The organism is Streptomyces shaanxiensis, assembly GCF_039537145.1.
Classification (GTDB): Bacteria; Actinomycetota; Actinomycetes; order Streptomycetales; family Streptomycetaceae; genus Streptomyces; species Streptomyces shaanxiensis.
In genome coordinates this window covers 651,123-668,421 of record NZ_BAAAZY010000011.1, presented here as the reverse complement: position 1 = coordinate 668,421, position 17,299 = coordinate 651,123, and the positions used below count along the sequence as shown (strand labels likewise).

Genomic DNA, 17,299 nt, shown 5'->3' with positions numbered 1-17,299 from the left:
GAATCAGGCGGACAGGCTGGCGCGACCCTTGGCACGACGGTTCGCGAGAATCGCGCGACCGGCACGGGTGCGCATCCGCAGGCGGAAGCCGTGGGTCTTCGCGCGACGACGGTTGTTCGGCTGGAAGGTGCGCTTGCTCACTCGGGGGCTCCAGAAATAAATCGGGGTTTGCGGGTGCCGTCCTGGCTGTCACCGTGCGCCCACGAGTAGCTCGCGTTACGCCCGAGTGCACCGCTTACCGATCACCTTTACGCGATCTGTGCCCATCGGAGGCAGGCGGCAGCAGCCATCGACAACTCGACCTGGTTACGGTACGCGCGGCTACGCCATCCGGTCAAACCAGAGGTCACTGGGAGACACTATCCACAGGCTGGGGACAACAACTTGAACCGCACCCGCCGCCCTGACTACCTTGACTGGACTCCGATTCGTTCCCTTGTCCCCCTGATTCCGGCTCCACCCGTTTGAACCCCGACCCGTCCCACAATCACACGTTCGTGGGACCCGTGAGAGAGCGTGCCCTGTGGCTGACGTACCTGCCGATCTTGCCGCAGTGTGGCCACGAGTACTGGAGCAGCTCCTCGGCGAGGGCCGCGGACAGGGTGTCGAGGTGAAGGACGAGCACTGGATCCGGCGCTGCCAGCCCCTCGCTCTGGTCGCCGACACCGCCCTGCTCGCCGTACCGAACGAATTCGCGAAGGGCGTACTGGAGGGCCGTCTGGCCCCCATCGTCAGCGAGACCCTGAGCCGCGAGTGCGGCCGCCCGATCCGCATCGCGATCACCGTCGACGACTCCGCCGGCGAACCCCCGGCCCCGCCGGTGCCCTCCGCCCCCAAGCTCTCAGCTCCGTACGAGCAGGGGGGACACCCATCGCCCCAGTCCCGCTACGAGGAGCCCGAGCTCCCCTCGTACGAGGGCTACGGCCGCCACCGCGCCGACGACCAGATGCCCGGCGCCTCCGCCGACCCGCTGCCCACCGCGCGCCCGGCCTACCCGAACGAGTACCAGCGCCCCGAGCCCGCCCCCGGCAGCTGGCCGCGACCGACGCAGGACGAGTACAGCTGGCAGCAACAGCGGCTCGGCTTCCCGGAGCGGGACCCCTACGCCTCGCCGTCGCAGGACTCCTACACACAGGACTCCTACGGCTCCCCCGCCCAGGACTACCGCCCCCAACCGATGGAGCGGCCGTCCTACGACACACGCCGCTCCGACTACGACGGACACCGCTCCGACTACGACGGACACCGCTCGGACTACGACCAGCAGCGGCCCGACTACGACCAGCCGCGCGGTGACTACGACCAGGGCAGCCGCCGCGAGCGGCCCGAACCGCCCTCCGGTCACGGCCATGTGCACCGCGGCGGCCCCGTCGGCGCCAACCTGCCGACCACCGGCGCCCCCGGCCCGCTGGCCGCACAGCCCGCACCGGCACCCGGACCCGGCGAACCGACCGCGCGCCTGAACCCGAAGTACCTCTTCGACACGTTCGTCATCGGCGCCTCCAACCGCTTCGCGCACGCCGCCGCGGTCGCCGTCGCCGAAGCACCGGCGAAGGCCTACAACCCCCTCTTCATCTACGGGGAGTCCGGCCTCGGCAAGACGCACCTGCTGCACGCGATCGGGCACTACGCGCGGAGCCTCTACCCAGGCACGCGCGTGCGCTATGTGAGCTCGGAGGAGTTCACCAACGAGTTCATCAACTCCATCCGCGACGGCAAGGGCGACAGCTTCCGCAAGCGCTACCGCGAGATGGACATCCTGCTCGTCGACGACATCCAGTTCCTCGCGGACAAGGAGTCGACGCAGGAGGAGTTCTTCCACACCTTCAACACGCTCCACAACGCCAACAAGCAGATCGTGCTCTCCAGCGACCGGCCGCCCAAGCAGCTGGTCACGCTGGAGGACCGACTGCGGAACCGTTTCGAGTGGGGCCTGATCACCGACGTCCAGCCGCCCGAGCTGGAGACACGCATCGCGATCCTCCGCAAGAAGGCGGTGCAGGAGCAGCTCAACGCCCCGCCGGAGGTCCTGGAGTTCATCGCCTCCCGCATCTCGCGCAACATCCGCGAGCTGGAGGGCGCGCTGATCCGGGTGACGGCGTTCGCCTCGCTCAACCGCCAGCCGGTCGACCTGGGCCTGACGGAGATCGTCCTCAAGGACCTGATCCCCGGTGGCGACGACGCGACGCCGGAGATCACCTCGACGGCCATCATGAGCGCCACGGCCGACTACTTCGGCCTCACGGTCGAGGACCTGTGCGGCAGCTCCCGCGGCCGCCAGCTGGTCACCGCCCGCCAGATCGCCATGTACCTCTGCCGCGAGCTGACGGACCTGTCGCTGCCGAAGATCGGCGCGCTGTTCGGCGGCCGCGACCACACCACGGTGATGCACGCGGACCGCAAGATCCGCAACCTGATGGCCGAGCGACGCTCCATCTACAACCAGGTCACCGAGCTGACCAACCGCATCAAGAACGGCTGACGGAGCCGGCCGCCAGGACGGCCGGACGAGTCAGTCCTACGACGCCGAGGGCGCCCACGGAGGAGATTCCGGGGGCGCCCTTCGTCATGTCGCGGACGTCGGCTGTTCGAATATGCGCCGCGTTACGGCCACTCTCCACAGATTCGGTGAGTTTTTCCCGTCCACACCCTGGGGACTGGGAAGTTGTCCAGACTGTGTCCACAGGGGCCGCTGTTGAAAGACCATCAGACCAGGTCACCCGGGTGTGGATTCGTGGACGAACGATCTCCACAGACTGTGGACAGAGCCGAGATCCACAGGCTGTGCAGAAAGTTGTCCACGGGCAACCCACAGGCTGAGGTCAGTTGTCCCCAGCGATCCCCAGCTTCTCCACATCACTGTCCACTGTTCGGCAACGCGACGCGCCTTCTCACCGAGTCGAGTGAAAGCCGTCACACAAAGATGCCGGGTTGGGCTGTGGGAAAGGTGGGTAAAGCTGGGGACGGCACTGGGGAGAACTCCCCTCAGGCTGTGCATGGGGTGTGCAGAACTTTCCGTTCTCCACAGAGATGCTCAGTTGTCCACCGCCGCCGCCCACAGGCCCCGTGGACAAAATCTCGGCCCTGACCTGGGCAAACGAGGTTATCCACGGTATCCACAGGCCCTACTACTACTCCCAACTAGAGAGAGCTGGGAATCCGTTTCGAAGAGGGCCCTGTGCACAACTCGCTGTCCGGCTCCCGGCTGCCCCTCGTCACGACTTGACCCCGAGAGGCACCTACTGTCAGTGGGGTGCGTCAGACTGTTCCCCGGTGTCCTTCCCGTCACAGGGGCCGACGACACCGAGACAGACGACGAAGCCAGGCAGGCCGAAGAAGCGCCGGCAACAGCAGGAGGCGGCAACAGTGAAGATCCGGGTGGAACGCGACGTACTCGCGGAGGCAGTGGCCTGGGCGGCGCGCAGCCTCCCGGCCCGTCCGCCGGCGCCTGTCCTCGCCGGCCTCCTGCTGAAGGCCGAGGACGGTCAGCTGAGCCTGTCCAGCTTCGACTACGAGGTCTCCGCGCGTGTGAGCGTCGAGGCGGAGGTCGACGAGGAGGGCACGGTCCTCGTCTCCGGCCGGCTCCTCGCGGACATCTCCCGCGCTCTGCCCAACCGCCCGGTGGAGATTTCCACAGACGGTGTACGGGCGACCGTGGTCTGCGGTTCTTCGCGGTTCACACTCCACACGCTGCCTGTGGAGGAGTACCCGGCGCTCCCGCAGATGCCGAACGCGACCGGCACGGTCCCCGGCGAGGTCTTCGCGTCCGCCGTGCAGCAGGTGGCCATCGCGGCCGGCCGTGACGACACGCTTCCCGTCCTCACCGGTGTGCGGATCGAGATCGAGGGCGACACGGTGACGCTGGCGTCCACCGACCGCTACCGCTTTGCGGTCCGTGAGTTCCTGTGGAAGCCGGAGAACCCGGAGGCGTCCGCCGTCGCCCTGGTGCCCGCCAAGACGCTCCTGGACACCGCCAAGGCGCTGACCAGCGGTGACAGCGTCATTCTGGCGCTGTCCGGCTCGGGCGCGGGCGAGGGCCTGATCGGCTTCGAGGGCGCCGGCCGTCGTACGACGACCCGTCTGCTGGAGGGCGACCTCCCGAAGTACCGCACGCTGTTCCCGACGGAGTTCAACAGCGTCGCCGTGATCGAGACCGCCCCCTTCGAGGAAGCCGTCAGGCGCGTGGCCCTGGTCGCCGAGCGCAACACCCCGGTGCGGCTGAGCTTCGAGCAGGGCGTGCTGATCCTGGAGGCCGGCTCCAGCGACGACGCACAGGCTGTTGAAAGGGTGGACGCACAGCTGGAGGGCGATGACATCTCGATCGCCTTCAACCCGAACTTCCTGCTGGACGGCCTGAAGGAAATCGGCTCCCCGGTGGCCCAGCTGGCGTTCACGACGTCCACCAAGCCGGCGCTGCTGAGCGGCAAGCCGGCGTTGGACGCCGAGGCGGACGAAGCCTACAAGTACCTGATCATGCCGGTGCGGCTGAGCGGCTGAGCGGCCGGAGTTGTCCACAGGCCGTGGAGAAGATGATGCCCGGCCTGTGGGGAAACCTGCAGGTGAGGGCGTACGAATGAGCGCGTATGCCCACAGCTGTGCGTGAGCGTCCGGGTTTAGGGTCGTACGTGGGTACGGAAGTGCCCCACACGCCTCAGCGACCTAAGGAACACAACTGATGGAGCTCGGTCTCGTCGGCCTCGGCAAGATGGGCGGCAACATGCGCGAGCGGATCCGCCGCGCGGGCCACACCGTCGTCGGATACGACCGCAACCCTGACCTCGCGGATGTCCACAGCCTGGAAGAACTTGTGGGCAAGCTTTCGGGCCCGCGCGTCGTCTGGGTCATGGTCCCGGCGGGTGCGCCGACCCAGGCGACCGTCGACGAGCTGGCCGAGCTGCTGGAGCCCGGTGACGTCGTGGTCGACGGCGGCAACTCGCGCTGGACGGACGACGAGAAGCACGCCGAGGAGCTGGCGGCCAAGGGCATCGGCTTCGTCGACTGCGGGGTCTCCGGTGGCGTCTGGGGCCTGGAGAACGGCTACGCGCTGATGTACGGCGGCGACGCGGAGAACGTCGCGAAGGTGGAGCCGATCTTCGACGCCCTCAAGCCGAAGGGTGACTTCGGTGCGGTGCACGCGGGCAAGGTCGGTGCGGGGCACTTCGCGAAGATGGTCCACAACGGCATCGAGTACGCGATGATGCAGGCTTATGCCGAGGGCTGGGAGCTGCTGGAGAAGGTCGACTCCGTGACCGACGTCCGGGAGGTCTTCCGTTCCTGGCAGGAGGGCACAGTCATCCGTTCCTGGCTGCTGGACCTGGCGGTGAACGCCCTCGACGAGGACGAGCACCTGGACAGGCTGAAGGGTTTTGCACAGGACTCGGGTGAGGGACGCTGGACTGTGGAAGCCGCCATAGACAACGCGGTGCCGCTGCCGGCGATCACCGCGTCGCTGTTCGCGCGGTTCGCGTCCCGTCAGGAAGACTCTCCGCAGATGAAGATGATCGCGGCGCTGCGGAACCAGTTCGGCGGCCACGCGGTCGAGACGAAGTGACCGTCGGGGAAGCAGCGACGGTCGGCAACGAGCAGAAGTAATCCACACCCTGGGGATGGCACCCTGGCACCCTCGGGGGTGACCCGGTTGTCCACAACTGGGGAAAGTTGACGCACTTGTTGGGGGAGGTCGGCGAACGACCATGCACGTCACGCATCTGTCGCTGGCCGACTTCCGCTCGTACGCCCGGGTCGAAGTTCCACTGGACCCGGGCGTCACCGCGTTCGTCGGCCCCAATGGCCAGGGCAAGACGAACCTCGTCGAGGCCGTGGGCTATCTCGCCACCCTGGGCAGCCATCGCGTCGCCTCCGACGCCCCTCTGGTGCGCATGGGTGCTGAGCGGGCGATCATCCGGGCGCAGGTGCGGCAGGGCGAGCGGCAGCAGCTGGTCGAGCTGGAGCTGAATCCGGGCAAGGCCAACCGGGCTCGCATCAACAGGTCGTCGCAGGTCAGACCGCGTGACGTTCTCGGCATCGTCCGTACGGTTCTGTTCGCGCCGGAGGATCTCGCTCTGGTCAAGGGCGATCCGGGTGAGCGGCGCCGTTTCCTCGACGAGTTGATCACCGCTCGCTCTCCGCGCATGGCGGGCGTCCGCTCCGACTACGAGCGGGTCCTCAAGCAGCGCAACACCCTCCTGAAGACGGCGGCGCTGGCCCGTCGGCACGGCGGCCGCACGATGGATCTGTCCACGCTGGACGTCTGGGACCAGCATCTCGCGCGTGCGGGCGCCGAGTTGCTCGCTCAGCGCCTCGATCTGATCGCGACGATGCAGCCGCTGGCCGACAAGGCGTACGAGCAGCTGGCTCCGGGCGGTGGCCCGGTCGCGCTGGAGTACAAGCCGTCGGCTCCCGGTGAGGCGCACACCCGTGAGGATCTTTTCGAGCAGCTGATGGCGGCGCTCGCCGAGGTGCGTAAGCAGGAGATCGAGCGGGGTGTGACGCTCGTAGGCCCGCATCGGGACGATTTGCTTCTCAAACTCGGTCAGTTGCCCGCCAAGGGATACGCCTCCCACGGTGAGTCCTGGTCCTATGCGCTGGCGCTGCGTCTGGCGTCGTACGACCTGCTGAGGGCGGAGGGCAACGAGCCGGTGCTGGTTCTCGACGACGTCTTCGCCGAGCTGGACGCCCGTCGTCGGGAGCGTCTGGCCGAGTTGGTGGCGCCCGGTGAGCAGGTCCTGGTGACGGCCGCGGTCGACGACGACGTACCGCATGTGCTGGCTGGGGCGCGGTACACGGTGTCCGAGGGGGCGGTGGAGCGCGTATGAGCGAGAAACCGTCCGAGAACCCGTCCGAGAATCTGTCCGGAAGTGCGCCCGAGAAGGCTCCCGAACCTTCTGGCGTCGACCTTGCGCGCGTGGCGTTGCGTGCGGCCAAGGAGCAGGCACGCGCGCGTGGGGACGCGGCGCGGCAGAAGAAGCAGGCGCGGCGAGGGGGTCTGCGCTCCGGCGCGCGGGCAGACGGTCGTGACCCCATGGCGCTGGGCTCTGCCATCAACCGCTTGATCACCGAGCGGGGGTGGGAGACGCCGGCCGCGGTGGGCGGTGTGATGGGGCGGTGGCCGCAGATCGTCGGCGATGACGTCGCCAAGCACTGTGTGCCGGAGAAGTACGACGAGGACGAGCGGGTCCTGGTCGTGCGTTGTGACTCGACGGCCTGGGCGACGAACCTGCGGCTGCTGGCCCCGACGCTGGTCGCCCGGCTCAACGAGGACCTGGGCCATGGCGCGGTGCGGCAGATCAAGGTGAACGGCCCCGGTGGCCCGGCCCGCCGTTACGGCCCGCTGCGCGCGCCCGGCAGCACGGGTCCCGGCGACACCTACGGCTGATCACCTAGGGCTGATCGGCCCGGCGCGGGGTGGTGAGCGGCTGTGCGGCAACGGGTGAATCGGGCTTGCCCTGCGGCCGTCACAGCGGTCCCCGGAGCCCCGTCGGCCACAGGTGACAGACATCACATCAGTAGCCGCCGGCGGTCACGGCGTACCGCCGGCGACCTCCTCCTCGTGCAACCGCACGCGGTTGCGAATCGCGACCTGACTCCGAAGTAGCCAAGGGTTGACGGCCGGAAGCGCTGAGTGGCTCCGTGAGCCTCTTGGAGCCCCCATCCGCATATCGGGAGTCGGCCGAGCCGGGTTCAGGGCGGCACATGCGGACTCAGGTACCGGCAAACCCCCATCACTGTCGGCGCTACCGGTAGACTGGAGGCCAATCCCGCCCCAAACGTGGGGACCGCCGGGAAAAGCTGAGCAACGCTGATCAAGGCTTACCAACGCAACATGCCGCAGCCGCTCCGGCAACCCGCCGACGAGCCTGGCTCGTGCTGTGCCAGAAAGGGCGCTTCGTGGCCGATTCCGGCAACCCCAACGAGAACATCCCGTCCACCGACGCCGGCGCCAACGGCGCGATGACCTCGTCGAACGGCGAGGTCACCGCCTCGTACGACGCCAGCGCCATCACCGTCCTCGAGGGTCTGGACGCGGTCCGCAAGCGACCCGGTATGTACATCGGTTCGACCGGCGAGCGCGGCCTGCACCACCTTGTGCAGGAGGTCGTCGACAACTCCGTCGACGAGGCGCTTGCCGGGCACGCGGACACGATCGACGTGACGATCCTCGCCGACGGCGGTGTACGGGTCGTGGACAACGGCCGTGGCATCCCGGTGGGCATCGTGCCGTCCGAGGGCAAGCCGGCCGTCGAGGTCGTGCTGACCGTGCTGCACGCGGGCGGCAAGTTCGGCGGCGGCGGCTACGCGGTCTCCGGTGGTCTGCACGGCGTCGGCGTGTCCGTGGTGAACGCCCTGTCGACGAAGGTCGCCGTCGAGGTCAAGACCGACGGCCACCGCTGGACGCAGGACTACAAGCTCGGCGTCCCGACGGCCCCGCTCGCCAAGCACGAGGCCACCGAGGAGCACGGCACCTCGGTCACCTTCTGGGCCGACCCGGACATCTTCGAGACCACCGACTACTCCTTCGAGACGCTCTCGCGGCGTTTCCAGGAGATGGCGTTCCTCAACAAGGGTTTGAGGATCAAACTCACTGACGAGCGCGAGTCGGCCAAGGCGACGTCGGGGGCGGACGAGGCGGGCGCCGACGAGAAGGCCGAGGTCAGGTCGGTCGACTACCACTACGAGGGCGGCATCGTCGACTTCGTGAAGTACCTCAACTCCCGCAAGGGAGACGTGGTGCACCCCACCGTGATCGACCTGGAGGCGGAGGACAAGGAGAAGCTCCTGTCCCTCGAGGTCGCGATGCAGTGGAACAGCAGCTACACCGAGGGCGTGTACTCCTTCGCCAACATCATCCACACCCACGAGGGCGGTACGCACGAAGAGGGCTTCCGCGCCGCGCTCACCTCGCTGATCAACAAGTACGCGCGCGACAAGAAGCTGCTGCGCGAGAAGGACGACAACCTCACGGGTGACGACATCCGCGAGGGTCTGACCGCGATCATCTCGGTGAAGCTGAGCGAGCCGCAGTTCGAGGGCCAGACCAAGACCAAGCTGGGCAACACCGAGGTGAAGACCTTCGTACAGAAGGTCGTCTACGAGCACCTGGCGGACTGGCTGGACCGCAACCCGAACGAGGCGGCGGACATCATCCGCAAGGGCATCCAGGCGGCCACCGCGCGCGTGGCGGCCCGCAAGGCCCGTGACCTGACGCGTCGTAAGGGCCTGCTGGAGACGGCGTCCCTGCCGGGCAAGCTTTCCGACTGCCAGTCGAACGACCCCACCAAGTGCGAGATCTTCATCGTCGAGGGTGACTCCGCCGGCGGCTCGGCCAAGTCCGGCCGCAACCCGGAGTACCAGGCGATCCTCCCGATCCGAGGCAAGATCCTCAACGTCGAGAAGGCGCGGATCGACAAGATCCTGCAGAACCAGGAGATCCAGGCGCTGATCTCGGCCTTCGGCACCGGCGTGCACGAGGACTTCGACATCGAGAAGCTGCGCTACCACAAGATCATCCTGATGGCGGACGCCGACGTCGACGGCCAGCACATCAACACCCTGCTGCTGACCTTCCTGTTCCGCTTCATGCGGCCGCTGGTCGAGGCCGGGCACGTGTTCCTGTCGCGCCCCCCGCTCTACAAGATCAAGTGGGGCCGGGACGAGGTCGAGTACGCCTACTCCGACCGCGAGCGCGACGCGCTGATCGAGATGGGCCGTCAGCGCGGCAAGCGCGTCCGCGAGGACTCGATCCAGCGCTTCAAGGGTCTCGGCGAGATGAACGCCGAGGAACTGCGCATCACGACGATGGACCAGGAGCACCGCGTCCTGGGCCAGGTCACCCTCGACGACGCCGCCCAGGCCGACGACCTGTTCTCGGTCCTCATGGGCGAGGACGTCGAGGCCCGCCGCCAGTTCATCCAGCGCAACGCCAAGGACGTCCGCTTCCTCGACATCTGAGTCGGTCTCAGCTGACCGCACCAGGAAGGATCTTCACCAGCAATGACCGACGAGAACACTCCCGTCACGCCTGACGAGGGCGGCGACATCGCCCAGCGTGTCGAGCCCGTCGGGCTCGAGACGGAGATGCAGCGCTCGTACCTCGACTACGCGATGTCCGTCATCGTCTCGCGTGCGCTGCCGGACGTCCGCGACGGCCTCAAGCCCGTCCACCGCCGCGTCCTGTACGCGATGTACGACGGCGGCTACCGCCCCGAGCGCGGCTTCTACAAGTGCGCGCGCGTGGTCGGCGACGTCATGGGCAACTACCACCCCCACGGCGACAGTTCGATCTACGACGCCCTGGTGCGCCTCGCCCAGCCGTGGTCGATGCGCATGCCGCTCGTCGACTCCAACGGCAACTTCGGCTCTCCGGGCAACGACCCGGCGGCGGCCATGCGCTACACCGAGTGCAAGATGGCGCCGCTGTCGATGGAGATGGTCCGTGACATCGACGAGGAGACCGTCGACTTCACGGACAACTACGACGGCCGCTCCCAGGAGCCGACCGTCCTGCCCGCCCGCTTCCCGAACCTGCTGATCAACGGCTCGGCCGGTATCGCGGTCGGCATGGCCACCAACATCCCGCCGCACAACCTGCGCGAGGTCGCGGCCGGCGCCCAGTGGTACCTGGAGAACCCGGAGGCCTCGCACGAGGAGCTCCTGGACGCACTCATCGAGCGCATCAAGGGCCCCGACTTCCCGACCGGCGCCCTGGTGGTCGGCCGTAAGGGCATCGAAGAGGCGTACCGCACCGGCCGCGGCTCCATCACCATGCGCGCGGTCGTCGAGGTCGAGGAGATCCAGAACCGCCAGTGCCTGGTGGTCACGGAGCTGCCCTACCAGGTCAACCCCGACAACCTCGCGCAGAAGATCGCCGACCTGGTGAAGGACGGCAAGATCGGCGGCATCGCGGACGTCCGCGACGAGACGTCGTCCCGCACCGGTCAGCGCCTGGTCATCGTGCTGAAGCGCGACGCGGTCGCCAAGGTTGTCCTGAACAACCTGTACAAGCACACGGACCTGCAGACGAACTTCGGCGCCAACATGCTGGCGCTCGTCGACGGCGTCCCGCGCACCCTCTCCCTGGACGCGTTCATCCGGCACTGGGTGACGCACCAGATCGAGGTCATCGTCCGCCGTACGCGCTTCCGCCTGCGCAAGGCCGAGGAGCGGGCGCACATCCTGCGCGGCCTGCTGAAGGCCCTGGACGCCATCGACGAGGTCATCGCGCTGATCCGGCGCAGCGACACCGTCGACATCGCGCGCACGGGCCTGATGGAGCTCCTGGAGATCGACGAGATCCAGGCCAACGCCATCCTCGAGATGCAGCTGCGCCGACTGGCCGCCCTGGAGCGCCAGAAGATCATCCAGGAGCACGACGAACTCCAGGCGAAGATCACCGAGTACAACGAGATCCTCGCCTCGCCGGTCCGCCAGCGCGGCATCGTCAGCGCGGAACTCGCCGCGATCGTCGAGAAGTACGGCGACGACCGCAAGACCATGCTGGTGCCCTACGACGGTGACATGTCCATCGAGGACCTGATCGCCGAGGAGGACATCGTCGTCACGGTCTCGCGCGGCGGTTACGTCAAGCGCACCAAGACCGTCGACTACCGGGCGCAGAAGCGCGGCGGCAAGGGCGTACGCGGTACGAAGCTCAAGGAAGACGACATCGTCGACCACTTCTTCGTCTCGACGACGCACCACTGGCTGCTGTTCTTCACCAACAAGGGCCGGGTGTACCGGGCGAAGGCGTACGAGCTGCCGGACGCCGGCCGTGACGCGCGTGGACAGCACGTCGCGAACCTGCTGGCCTTCCAGCCGGACGAGGCGATCGCCGAGATCCTCGCCATCCGCGACTACGAGGCGGCGCCGTACCTGGTGCTCGCCACGAAGGCCGGACTTGTGAAGAAGACCTCGCTGAAGGATTACGATTCGCCCCGCTCCGGCGGTGTGATCGCGATCAACTTGCGTGAGCGCGAGGACGGTTCGGACGACGAACTGATCGGCGCCGAACTCGTCTCGGCCGACGACGATCTGCTTCTGATCAGCAAAAAGGCGCAGTCGATCAGGTTCACGGCCACGGACGAGTCGCTGCGTCCCATGGGCCGCGCCACCTCGGGCGTCAAGGGCATGAGCTTCCGCGAGGGAGACGAGCTGCTCTCGATGAATGTTGTTCGAACCGGTACGTTCGTGTTCACTGCCACCGACGGCGGGTACGCGAAGCGAACCCCCGTCGACGAGTACCGCGTCCAGGGTCGCGGTGGCCTCGGAATCAAGGCCGCCAAGATCGTGGAGGACCGCGGATCGCTGGTCGGTGCGCTGGTGGTCGAGGAGACCGACGAGATCCTCGCCATCACGCTGGGCGGCGGTGTGATTCGTACGCGAGTCAACGAGGTCAGGGAGACGGGCCGTGACACCATGGGCGTCCAACTGATCAACCTGGGCAAGCGCGATGCCGTGGTCGGTATCGCTCGTAACGCCGAGGCGGGACGCGAGGCGGAGGAGGTCGACGGCGACATTGCCGACGACGAGACCGCCGAGGGTGCCGCCACGACCATCGGCACGGACGAGGGTGACGCACCCTCGGCCGAGTAGCACGAGGAGAGAGTCATCGTGAGCGGAGCCACGGGCGCCGGATCGTCCGGTACCTCGACCGGTTCTACGGCCGGTAAGGACACGGACGGCGGCGGCCGTGGCTCCGCCGCGCGTGCGGCGGACCCGCACACCACCCAGCTGAAGGCGATCAAGCCGTCCGCGAAGAACCCGTCCTCGCCCGACGCACCTGGATCCCAGGGGGGACCCGTGACGGACACCCGAGGCCCGCAGGCCCAGCAGTATGCGGCCGGGGCGGCTCCGGGCGCCCAGCCGCAGCCTCAGTCCCAGCCCGCGCCTTCAGGGGCGCAGCAGGCGGCTCAGGCGCCGCCGGCGTCGCCGCTGCCCGGGGAACGCCAGCCGCAGCAGCCCGCGGGGCCCTACCACCCGCCGCAGGCCTACCAGACGGATGCTCCGGCCGCTTCGGTCCGTCGGCCGCGCACAGGGGCGCGTACGGCGCCCCGCACCCGCAAGGCGCGCCTGCGCGTGGCCAAGGCCGACCCGTGGTCGGTGATGAAGGTCAGCTTCCTGCTCTCCATCGCGCTGGGCATCTGCACGATCGTCGCGGCCGCGGTGCTGTGGATGGTCATGGACGCGATGGGCGTCTTCTCGACGGTCGGCGGCACGATCTCCGAGGCGACCGGCTCGAACGAGTCGAACGGCTTCGACCTGCAGTCCTTCCTGTCGCTGCCGCACGTCCTGATGTTCACGTCGATCATCGCGGTCATCGACGTCGTCCTCGCGACGGCGCTGGCGACGCTCGGCGCCTTCATCTACAACCTCTCCGCCGGCTTCGTGGGCGGCGTGGAGCTGACGCTCGCGGAGGACGAGTGACCTGCCGCTAAACCGCGGCTGACGGTCCTCCGACAACCGATTTTGGGACTGCCCCAGTCGTGCGCTAATCTTCAGGAGTCAGCGCGCGGGACACACACCGCAGAGCGCGGCGGGGCTATAGCTCAGTTGGTTAGAGCGCATCCCTGATAAGGATGAGGCCACAGGTTCAAATCCTGTTAGCCCCACCAGCGAAAAGACCCCCGGTCCACACGGACCGGGGGTCTTTTGCATGCCCGGTTGTCAGTGCCGGATGAGAGCCTGGCGGCATGATCGTCGAACGGGCATACGCGCATGTCGCCGAGGGCGAGCTGGGGGCAGACGGGGAGGACGGACCGTGGCCGTGGTCGGTTCCGTGCGTGCGGCAGCTGCTGGACGACGGCCTGAGATTCACCGCGCCGGTCACGTTCCTGGTGGGGGAGAACGGTTCGGGCAAGTCGACGTTGGTCGAGGCGCTGGCGGAGGGGTTCGGGCTGGACTCCTGGGGCGGATCCGCGGGCTACAAGTACGCCAGTTGGCGCGAGCCGTCGGCACTGGGCGGCCGGATACGCTTCGAGGCGACCGCGACCGGCCGCCGTATGTTGCAGGGGCCTCGCACGCGCCGCAGAGGCTTCTTCCTGCGGGCGGAGACCGCGCTGGACGCGCTGGGCCGGGAGCAGCGGACGGGAAGGGTGTCCGGGGCCGTGGACGAGATGAGCCACGGCGAAGGCTTTCTGATGGCCTTCCGGGAGCGGTTCCGGGAGCCGGGGCTGTACGTCCTGGACGAGCCCGAGGCCGCGCTGTCCTTCGCTTCCTGCCTTCAACTCGTCGCGCTGCTGCATGAACTGGGGCGCTCCGGTGCGCAGATCATCTGCGCCACGCACTCACCCGTGCTGACGGCGCTGCCCGGCGCCGAGATCATCGAGGTGGGCGACCACGGAATGCGTCCCGCCGGCTGGCGGGATCTGGAACTCGTCGACCACTGGAGGCGTTACCTCAACGACCCGTGGGCCTATCTCCGACACATCGTCGAAGCGGGATGAGGTTCGCCGTAGGGGCCTTCGTCATGAGGGTTACGGCATCAAGGGGTGCTGCTCTGCGGTACGGCATGAGCATGCTGCTCAGTGGTGCGCATGAGCGTGCTGCTCAGTGGTGTGGCAAACGCGTGCTGGTCAGCGGTGCTGTGTACGCAAGCTCGCTGTGTCGGTGCAGTGGGACAAGAGGTGGTGCTGCTTCAGGAGAAGACGTGACGGCTCGGGGCGAGTCGTCGGTTCAGCGCTGGTGCGGGACCAGGGGCCGGTCCGGGGCGTCGACCGAGTCGCACGCGCCGGTGGCCGAGGTGGCCGTTGCCGCTTCCGATTCCGTGAGCGGGCGGTGCCGGCAGCTGGGGGTTCTGCCATGGGCCTCGGCGCGGATGCGCTGCTTCATCGTGGGAGGCAGTGATCTGGCATAGGACCACGCCCATTGGGGCATCGCCGGCACCGTCAACTGCATCGTGTTGCGGTCGCCGTCGTCGCTGTCGCTCCTGCGCGTCGTCTCGGTGTTCGGTACGGCCGCGGCGTTGCTGGTGGTGACGAATCCGAGCGCCGTGAACAGCGCGAGGAAGGCAGTGACGATGCTGGTCCACAGGTTCATGACCTTGTTCCTGGCCATGGCCCCTCACTTTCGGGTTGGGCGATTTGCGTACTTTCCTCATGATGTGTATGGGGGCCGCGAAGTCATGGACCGACGCCCGTGGCGCGTCGATCTTCAGATGAACACCACCCGGATGGGCGTAAGAAGCCTGGAAAGTCATAGAAAGTGCAGTAGGTGAGGGGAAGGGGAGAAAGTCACCGTCTGTCGAGGTGTGATCACCCTCCGATCGGAGCGGCGCAATCCGCTTCTACTGCGCTGTTCCCAACGGCAGTTGAGCATCCGACGCAGGTCACCGATCGATATCGGTCGGTGTGTATAGTCGGGCGCCAGAGGTCCCTTACGTCAAGAAAGACGAGGTCGCGCGGTGAAGAAGCTTCTCCTGGTCGCACTGGCCGCCATCGGCGGGCTCCTCGTGTACCGCCAGATCCAGGCGGATCGCGCCGAGCAGGATCTGTGGACGGAGGCGACTGACTCCGTGCCCACGGGTTCGTGAGCCATCACATCGGAATCTGAAGCAGACCCCGGCCGCCTCGCGGTCGGGGTTTTGTGTGCTCGGGGCGCGCGGCGCTTGAGATCCCGGCCGTGGAGTGCCGCCGCGTCGTGCCGTTGCGTCGAGTTGCGGGAGCGATCCGGATGCCTTAGAGCCGGGCGTTTCGGACGGTCGTACGGATTGCGTGGGTGACGCGCGGCCGCGCTGGGCAGGATGGCCGACGTCCATGGTCCGGTGACGACAGGGGTGGCGCGTGATGGGGCGGCGTACGGCGTGGTGGCGCCGCGAGAGGGCGCGGGGTGGTCATCCCTCGCGCTCGGCACGCGCCCGTGCGGCCTTCATCGGCGCGGCCCTGCTGCTGTGCACAACAGCTGCCCTGCCGGCCCAGCCCGCACTCGCGGCAGGAACGCCCAGCCCCTACGCCTTCGCACCGGACGCCCGGCCCGTCACGGGCACGACGAGCACCACCGACGCCGCGGCCCTCACGCCCGGCGCGACGTACAAGAGCTCCCTGCCGAGCAGCGGACAGATCCACTACAGCCTCGACCTCGACGCCACCTCTGTCACGTACGTCTCCGTGACCGCGATCCCCGCCCCCGGCAGCACCGTCACCGCTCGCGACGGCATCAGGGTGTCCGTGGAGGACCCCGACGGCCGTCCCTGCTCCCTCAAGACCGAGACCTTCGACGCCGTCCGCAGCGCGCGTCCTATCGCGGCGTGGGGCGTGCGCGAAGTCTCCGCACACCGGACTCGCTGCAAGAGCGCGGGCACCTACGACGTGATCGTCGAGCGCGTCCGTGCGGCGACTTCCACGCCGGACACCTGGGACCTGGAGCTCTTCGCCACCTCGGAGCCGTCCCTGCGACAGACCGGCGAGACGAGCGCCCCCGAAGCCTGGAACTCCGCCTCCCCGGCCCCCCTCACCGACGAGGACGTGCCCCGCGAAGGCGGCTCCGGCTTCGCCTCGGCGGTATCCATCGGCCAGGGCGTCTGGAGCTCCGACATCGAGCCCGGCCGAACGCTCTTCTACAAGGTGCCCCTCGACTGGGGCCGACAGCTGTACGCCACCGCCGAACTGGGCGGCTCCAGCAACGGCGACGGATACACGGTCGGCGCCCTCAACCTCGCGCTCTACAACCCCGCGCGCGGCCTCGTCGACGACACGAGCGCCAACTACAACGGCAAACGGACGGCCGCCGAACTCGACCCCCTCCCGCCGGTCGCATACGAGAACCGGTACGGCAACCCCGAACGGTTCCGCACCATGCGGTTCGCCGGGTCCTACTACCTCGTGGTCCACCTCGCCGCCGGAATCGCCGAGAGGTACGGCGACGGGCCGTTCGAGCTGACGCTGCGCGTGCGCGTGGGTGGCGAGGAGGCGGCCGGTCCCGGTTACGCGGGGGAGTCCGAGCCCGAGGGTCTCTTCCAGGTTTCGGCGAGCGACCGGGAAGCGGCCGCGGCGAACGGGCCTGCGGACGGGACCGGGAGCGACGGTGACGCTGCGATGACCGTGCTCGCGGTGAGCGGGATCGGGACGGGGACTTTGGTGCTGGTGGTGCTGGGGGTGTGGGCGGTGGTGGCTCGGCGGAGGGTTGGAGCCTGGTAGGGCGGGCGTGGCGGCGGGGCGATGGAGCGGCGGGGTCTGGGCAGGGTGGGGTCTGGCAGGGCGGGTGGAGGTCCTGCGTGGGGTGTGCGGCTCGGGCGCTCTCGGGTTCTCGGGCTGAGGGCCGGGGGCTGAGGGCCGAGGCCGGGGGATAGACGATCACGGATTCGCAGGGG

The 17,299-nt window shown here is 68.1% G+C and carries 13 protein-coding genes and 1 tRNA gene; 12 read left to right on the top strand and 2 right to left on the bottom strand.

The window, feature by feature from the left end; all coding sequences use genetic code 11:
* Positions 1-3: 3 nt before the first annotated feature.
* Complete coding sequence (gene rpmH / locus ABD932_RS22775; RefSeq protein ID WP_015659252.1) at positions 4-141, bottom strand: 50S ribosomal protein L34; 138 nt, start codon at positions 139-141, stop codon at positions 4-6.
* 382 nt (positions 142-523) lie between these two features.
* Between rpmH and dnaA the strand changes: the two genes are divergently transcribed.
* From dnaA to ABD932_RS22725, 10 genes are all read left to right on the top strand, one after another.
* A complete protein-coding gene (gene dnaA / locus ABD932_RS22770) occupies positions 524-2,482 on the top strand; it encodes a chromosomal replication initiator protein DnaA (protein WP_345015363.1) in 1,959 nt (652 codons plus the stop codon).
* A gap of 884 nt (positions 2,483-3,366) precedes the next feature.
* Positions 3,367-4,497 (top strand): DNA polymerase III subunit beta, encoded by a 1,131-nt coding sequence (gene dnaN, locus ABD932_RS22765; RefSeq protein ID WP_250083623.1) that lies wholly within the window; start codon positions 3,367-3,369, stop codon positions 4,495-4,497.
* A gap of 178 nt (positions 4,498-4,675) precedes the next feature.
* The gene (gene gnd / locus ABD932_RS22760) at positions 4,676-5,551 is read left to right on the top strand and encodes a phosphogluconate dehydrogenase (NAD(+)-dependent, decarboxylating) (RefSeq protein ID WP_250083618.1); all 876 of its coding nucleotides are present in this window, start codon (positions 4,676-4,678) and stop codon (positions 5,549-5,551) included.
* A 142-nt stretch (positions 5,552-5,693) separates the two neighbouring features.
* A complete protein-coding gene (gene recF / locus ABD932_RS22755; RefSeq protein WP_345015362.1) occupies positions 5,694-6,815 on the top strand; it encodes a DNA replication/repair protein RecF in 1,122 nt (373 codons plus the stop codon).
* Positions 6,812-7,375 (top strand): DciA family protein, encoded by a 564-nt coding sequence (locus ABD932_RS22750; RefSeq protein ID WP_345015361.1) that lies wholly within the window; start codon positions 6,812-6,814, stop codon positions 7,373-7,375. The genes recF and ABD932_RS22750 overlap by 4 nt, the downstream gene beginning before the upstream one ends.
* A gap of 512 nt (positions 7,376-7,887) precedes the next feature.
* Entirely contained in the window at positions 7,888-9,948 is a 2,061-nt protein-coding gene (gene gyrB, locus ABD932_RS22745; RefSeq protein WP_345015360.1) for a DNA topoisomerase (ATP-hydrolyzing) subunit B, read from the top strand.
* A gap of 42 nt (positions 9,949-9,990) precedes the next feature.
* On the top strand, positions 9,991-12,588 hold the full coding sequence (gene gyrA / locus ABD932_RS22740) for a DNA gyrase subunit A (RefSeq protein WP_345015359.1): 2,598 nt from the start codon (positions 9,991-9,993) through the stop codon (positions 12,586-12,588).
* 18 nt (positions 12,589-12,606) lie between these two features.
* Positions 12,607-13,419, top strand: coding sequence for a DUF3566 domain-containing protein (locus tag ABD932_RS22735; protein WP_345015358.1), 813 nt, complete (start codon positions 12,607-12,609; stop codon positions 13,417-13,419).
* A 111-nt stretch (positions 13,420-13,530) separates the two neighbouring features.
* A tRNA-Ile gene (locus ABD932_RS22730) sits at positions 13,531-13,607 on the top strand.
* Between the two features lie 78 nt (positions 13,608-13,685).
* Positions 13,686-14,438, top strand: coding sequence for an AAA family ATPase (locus ABD932_RS22725; protein WP_345015357.1), 753 nt, complete (start codon positions 13,686-13,688; stop codon positions 14,436-14,438).
* A gap of 229 nt (positions 14,439-14,667) precedes the next feature.
* Here ABD932_RS22725 and ABD932_RS22720 read toward each other — a convergent pair whose 3' ends face one another.
* A complete protein-coding gene (locus ABD932_RS22720; protein ID WP_345015356.1) occupies positions 14,668-15,048 on the bottom strand; it encodes a DUF6344 domain-containing protein in 381 nt (126 codons plus the stop codon).
* A 346-nt stretch (positions 15,049-15,394) separates the two neighbouring features.
* Here ABD932_RS22720 and ABD932_RS22715 point away from each other — a divergent pair, with 346 nt between their 5' ends.
* Together ABD932_RS22715 and ABD932_RS22710 are read left to right on the top strand one after the other, a co-directional pair.
* Positions 15,395-15,523 (top strand): DLW-39 family protein, encoded by a 129-nt coding sequence (locus ABD932_RS22715; RefSeq protein ID WP_003999697.1) that lies wholly within the window; start codon positions 15,395-15,397, stop codon positions 15,521-15,523.
* 253 nt (positions 15,524-15,776) lie between these two features.
* Positions 15,777-17,126, top strand: a complete 1,350-nt coding sequence (locus ABD932_RS22710; protein WP_345015355.1) for a hypothetical protein — start codon at positions 15,777-15,779, stop codon at positions 17,124-17,126.
* Positions 17,127-17,299: the final 173 nt, after the last annotated feature.

Coding starts and splice junctions, on each gene's coding strand:
- ABD932_RS22710 (WP_345015355.1), top strand. CDS start 15,777: ATGGGGCGGCGTACGGCGTGGTGGCGCCGCGAGAGGGCGCGGGGTGGT.
- ABD932_RS22725 (WP_345015357.1), top strand. CDS start 13,686: ATGATCGTCGAACGGGCATACGCGCATGTCGCCGAGGGCGAGCTGGGG.
- ABD932_RS22720 (WP_345015356.1), bottom strand. CDS start 15,048: ATGGCCAGGAACAAGGTCATGAACCTGTGGACCAGCATCGTCACTGCC.
- recF (WP_345015362.1), top strand. CDS start 5,694: ATGCACGTCACGCATCTGTCGCTGGCCGACTTCCGCTCGTACGCCCGG.
- gnd (WP_250083618.1), top strand. CDS start 4,676: ATGGAGCTCGGTCTCGTCGGCCTCGGCAAGATGGGCGGCAACATGCGC.
- ABD932_RS22750 (WP_345015361.1), top strand. CDS start 6,812: ATGAGCGAGAAACCGTCCGAGAACCCGTCCGAGAATCTGTCCGGAAGT.
- gyrA (WP_345015359.1), top strand. CDS start 9,991: ATGACCGACGAGAACACTCCCGTCACGCCTGACGAGGGCGGCGACATC.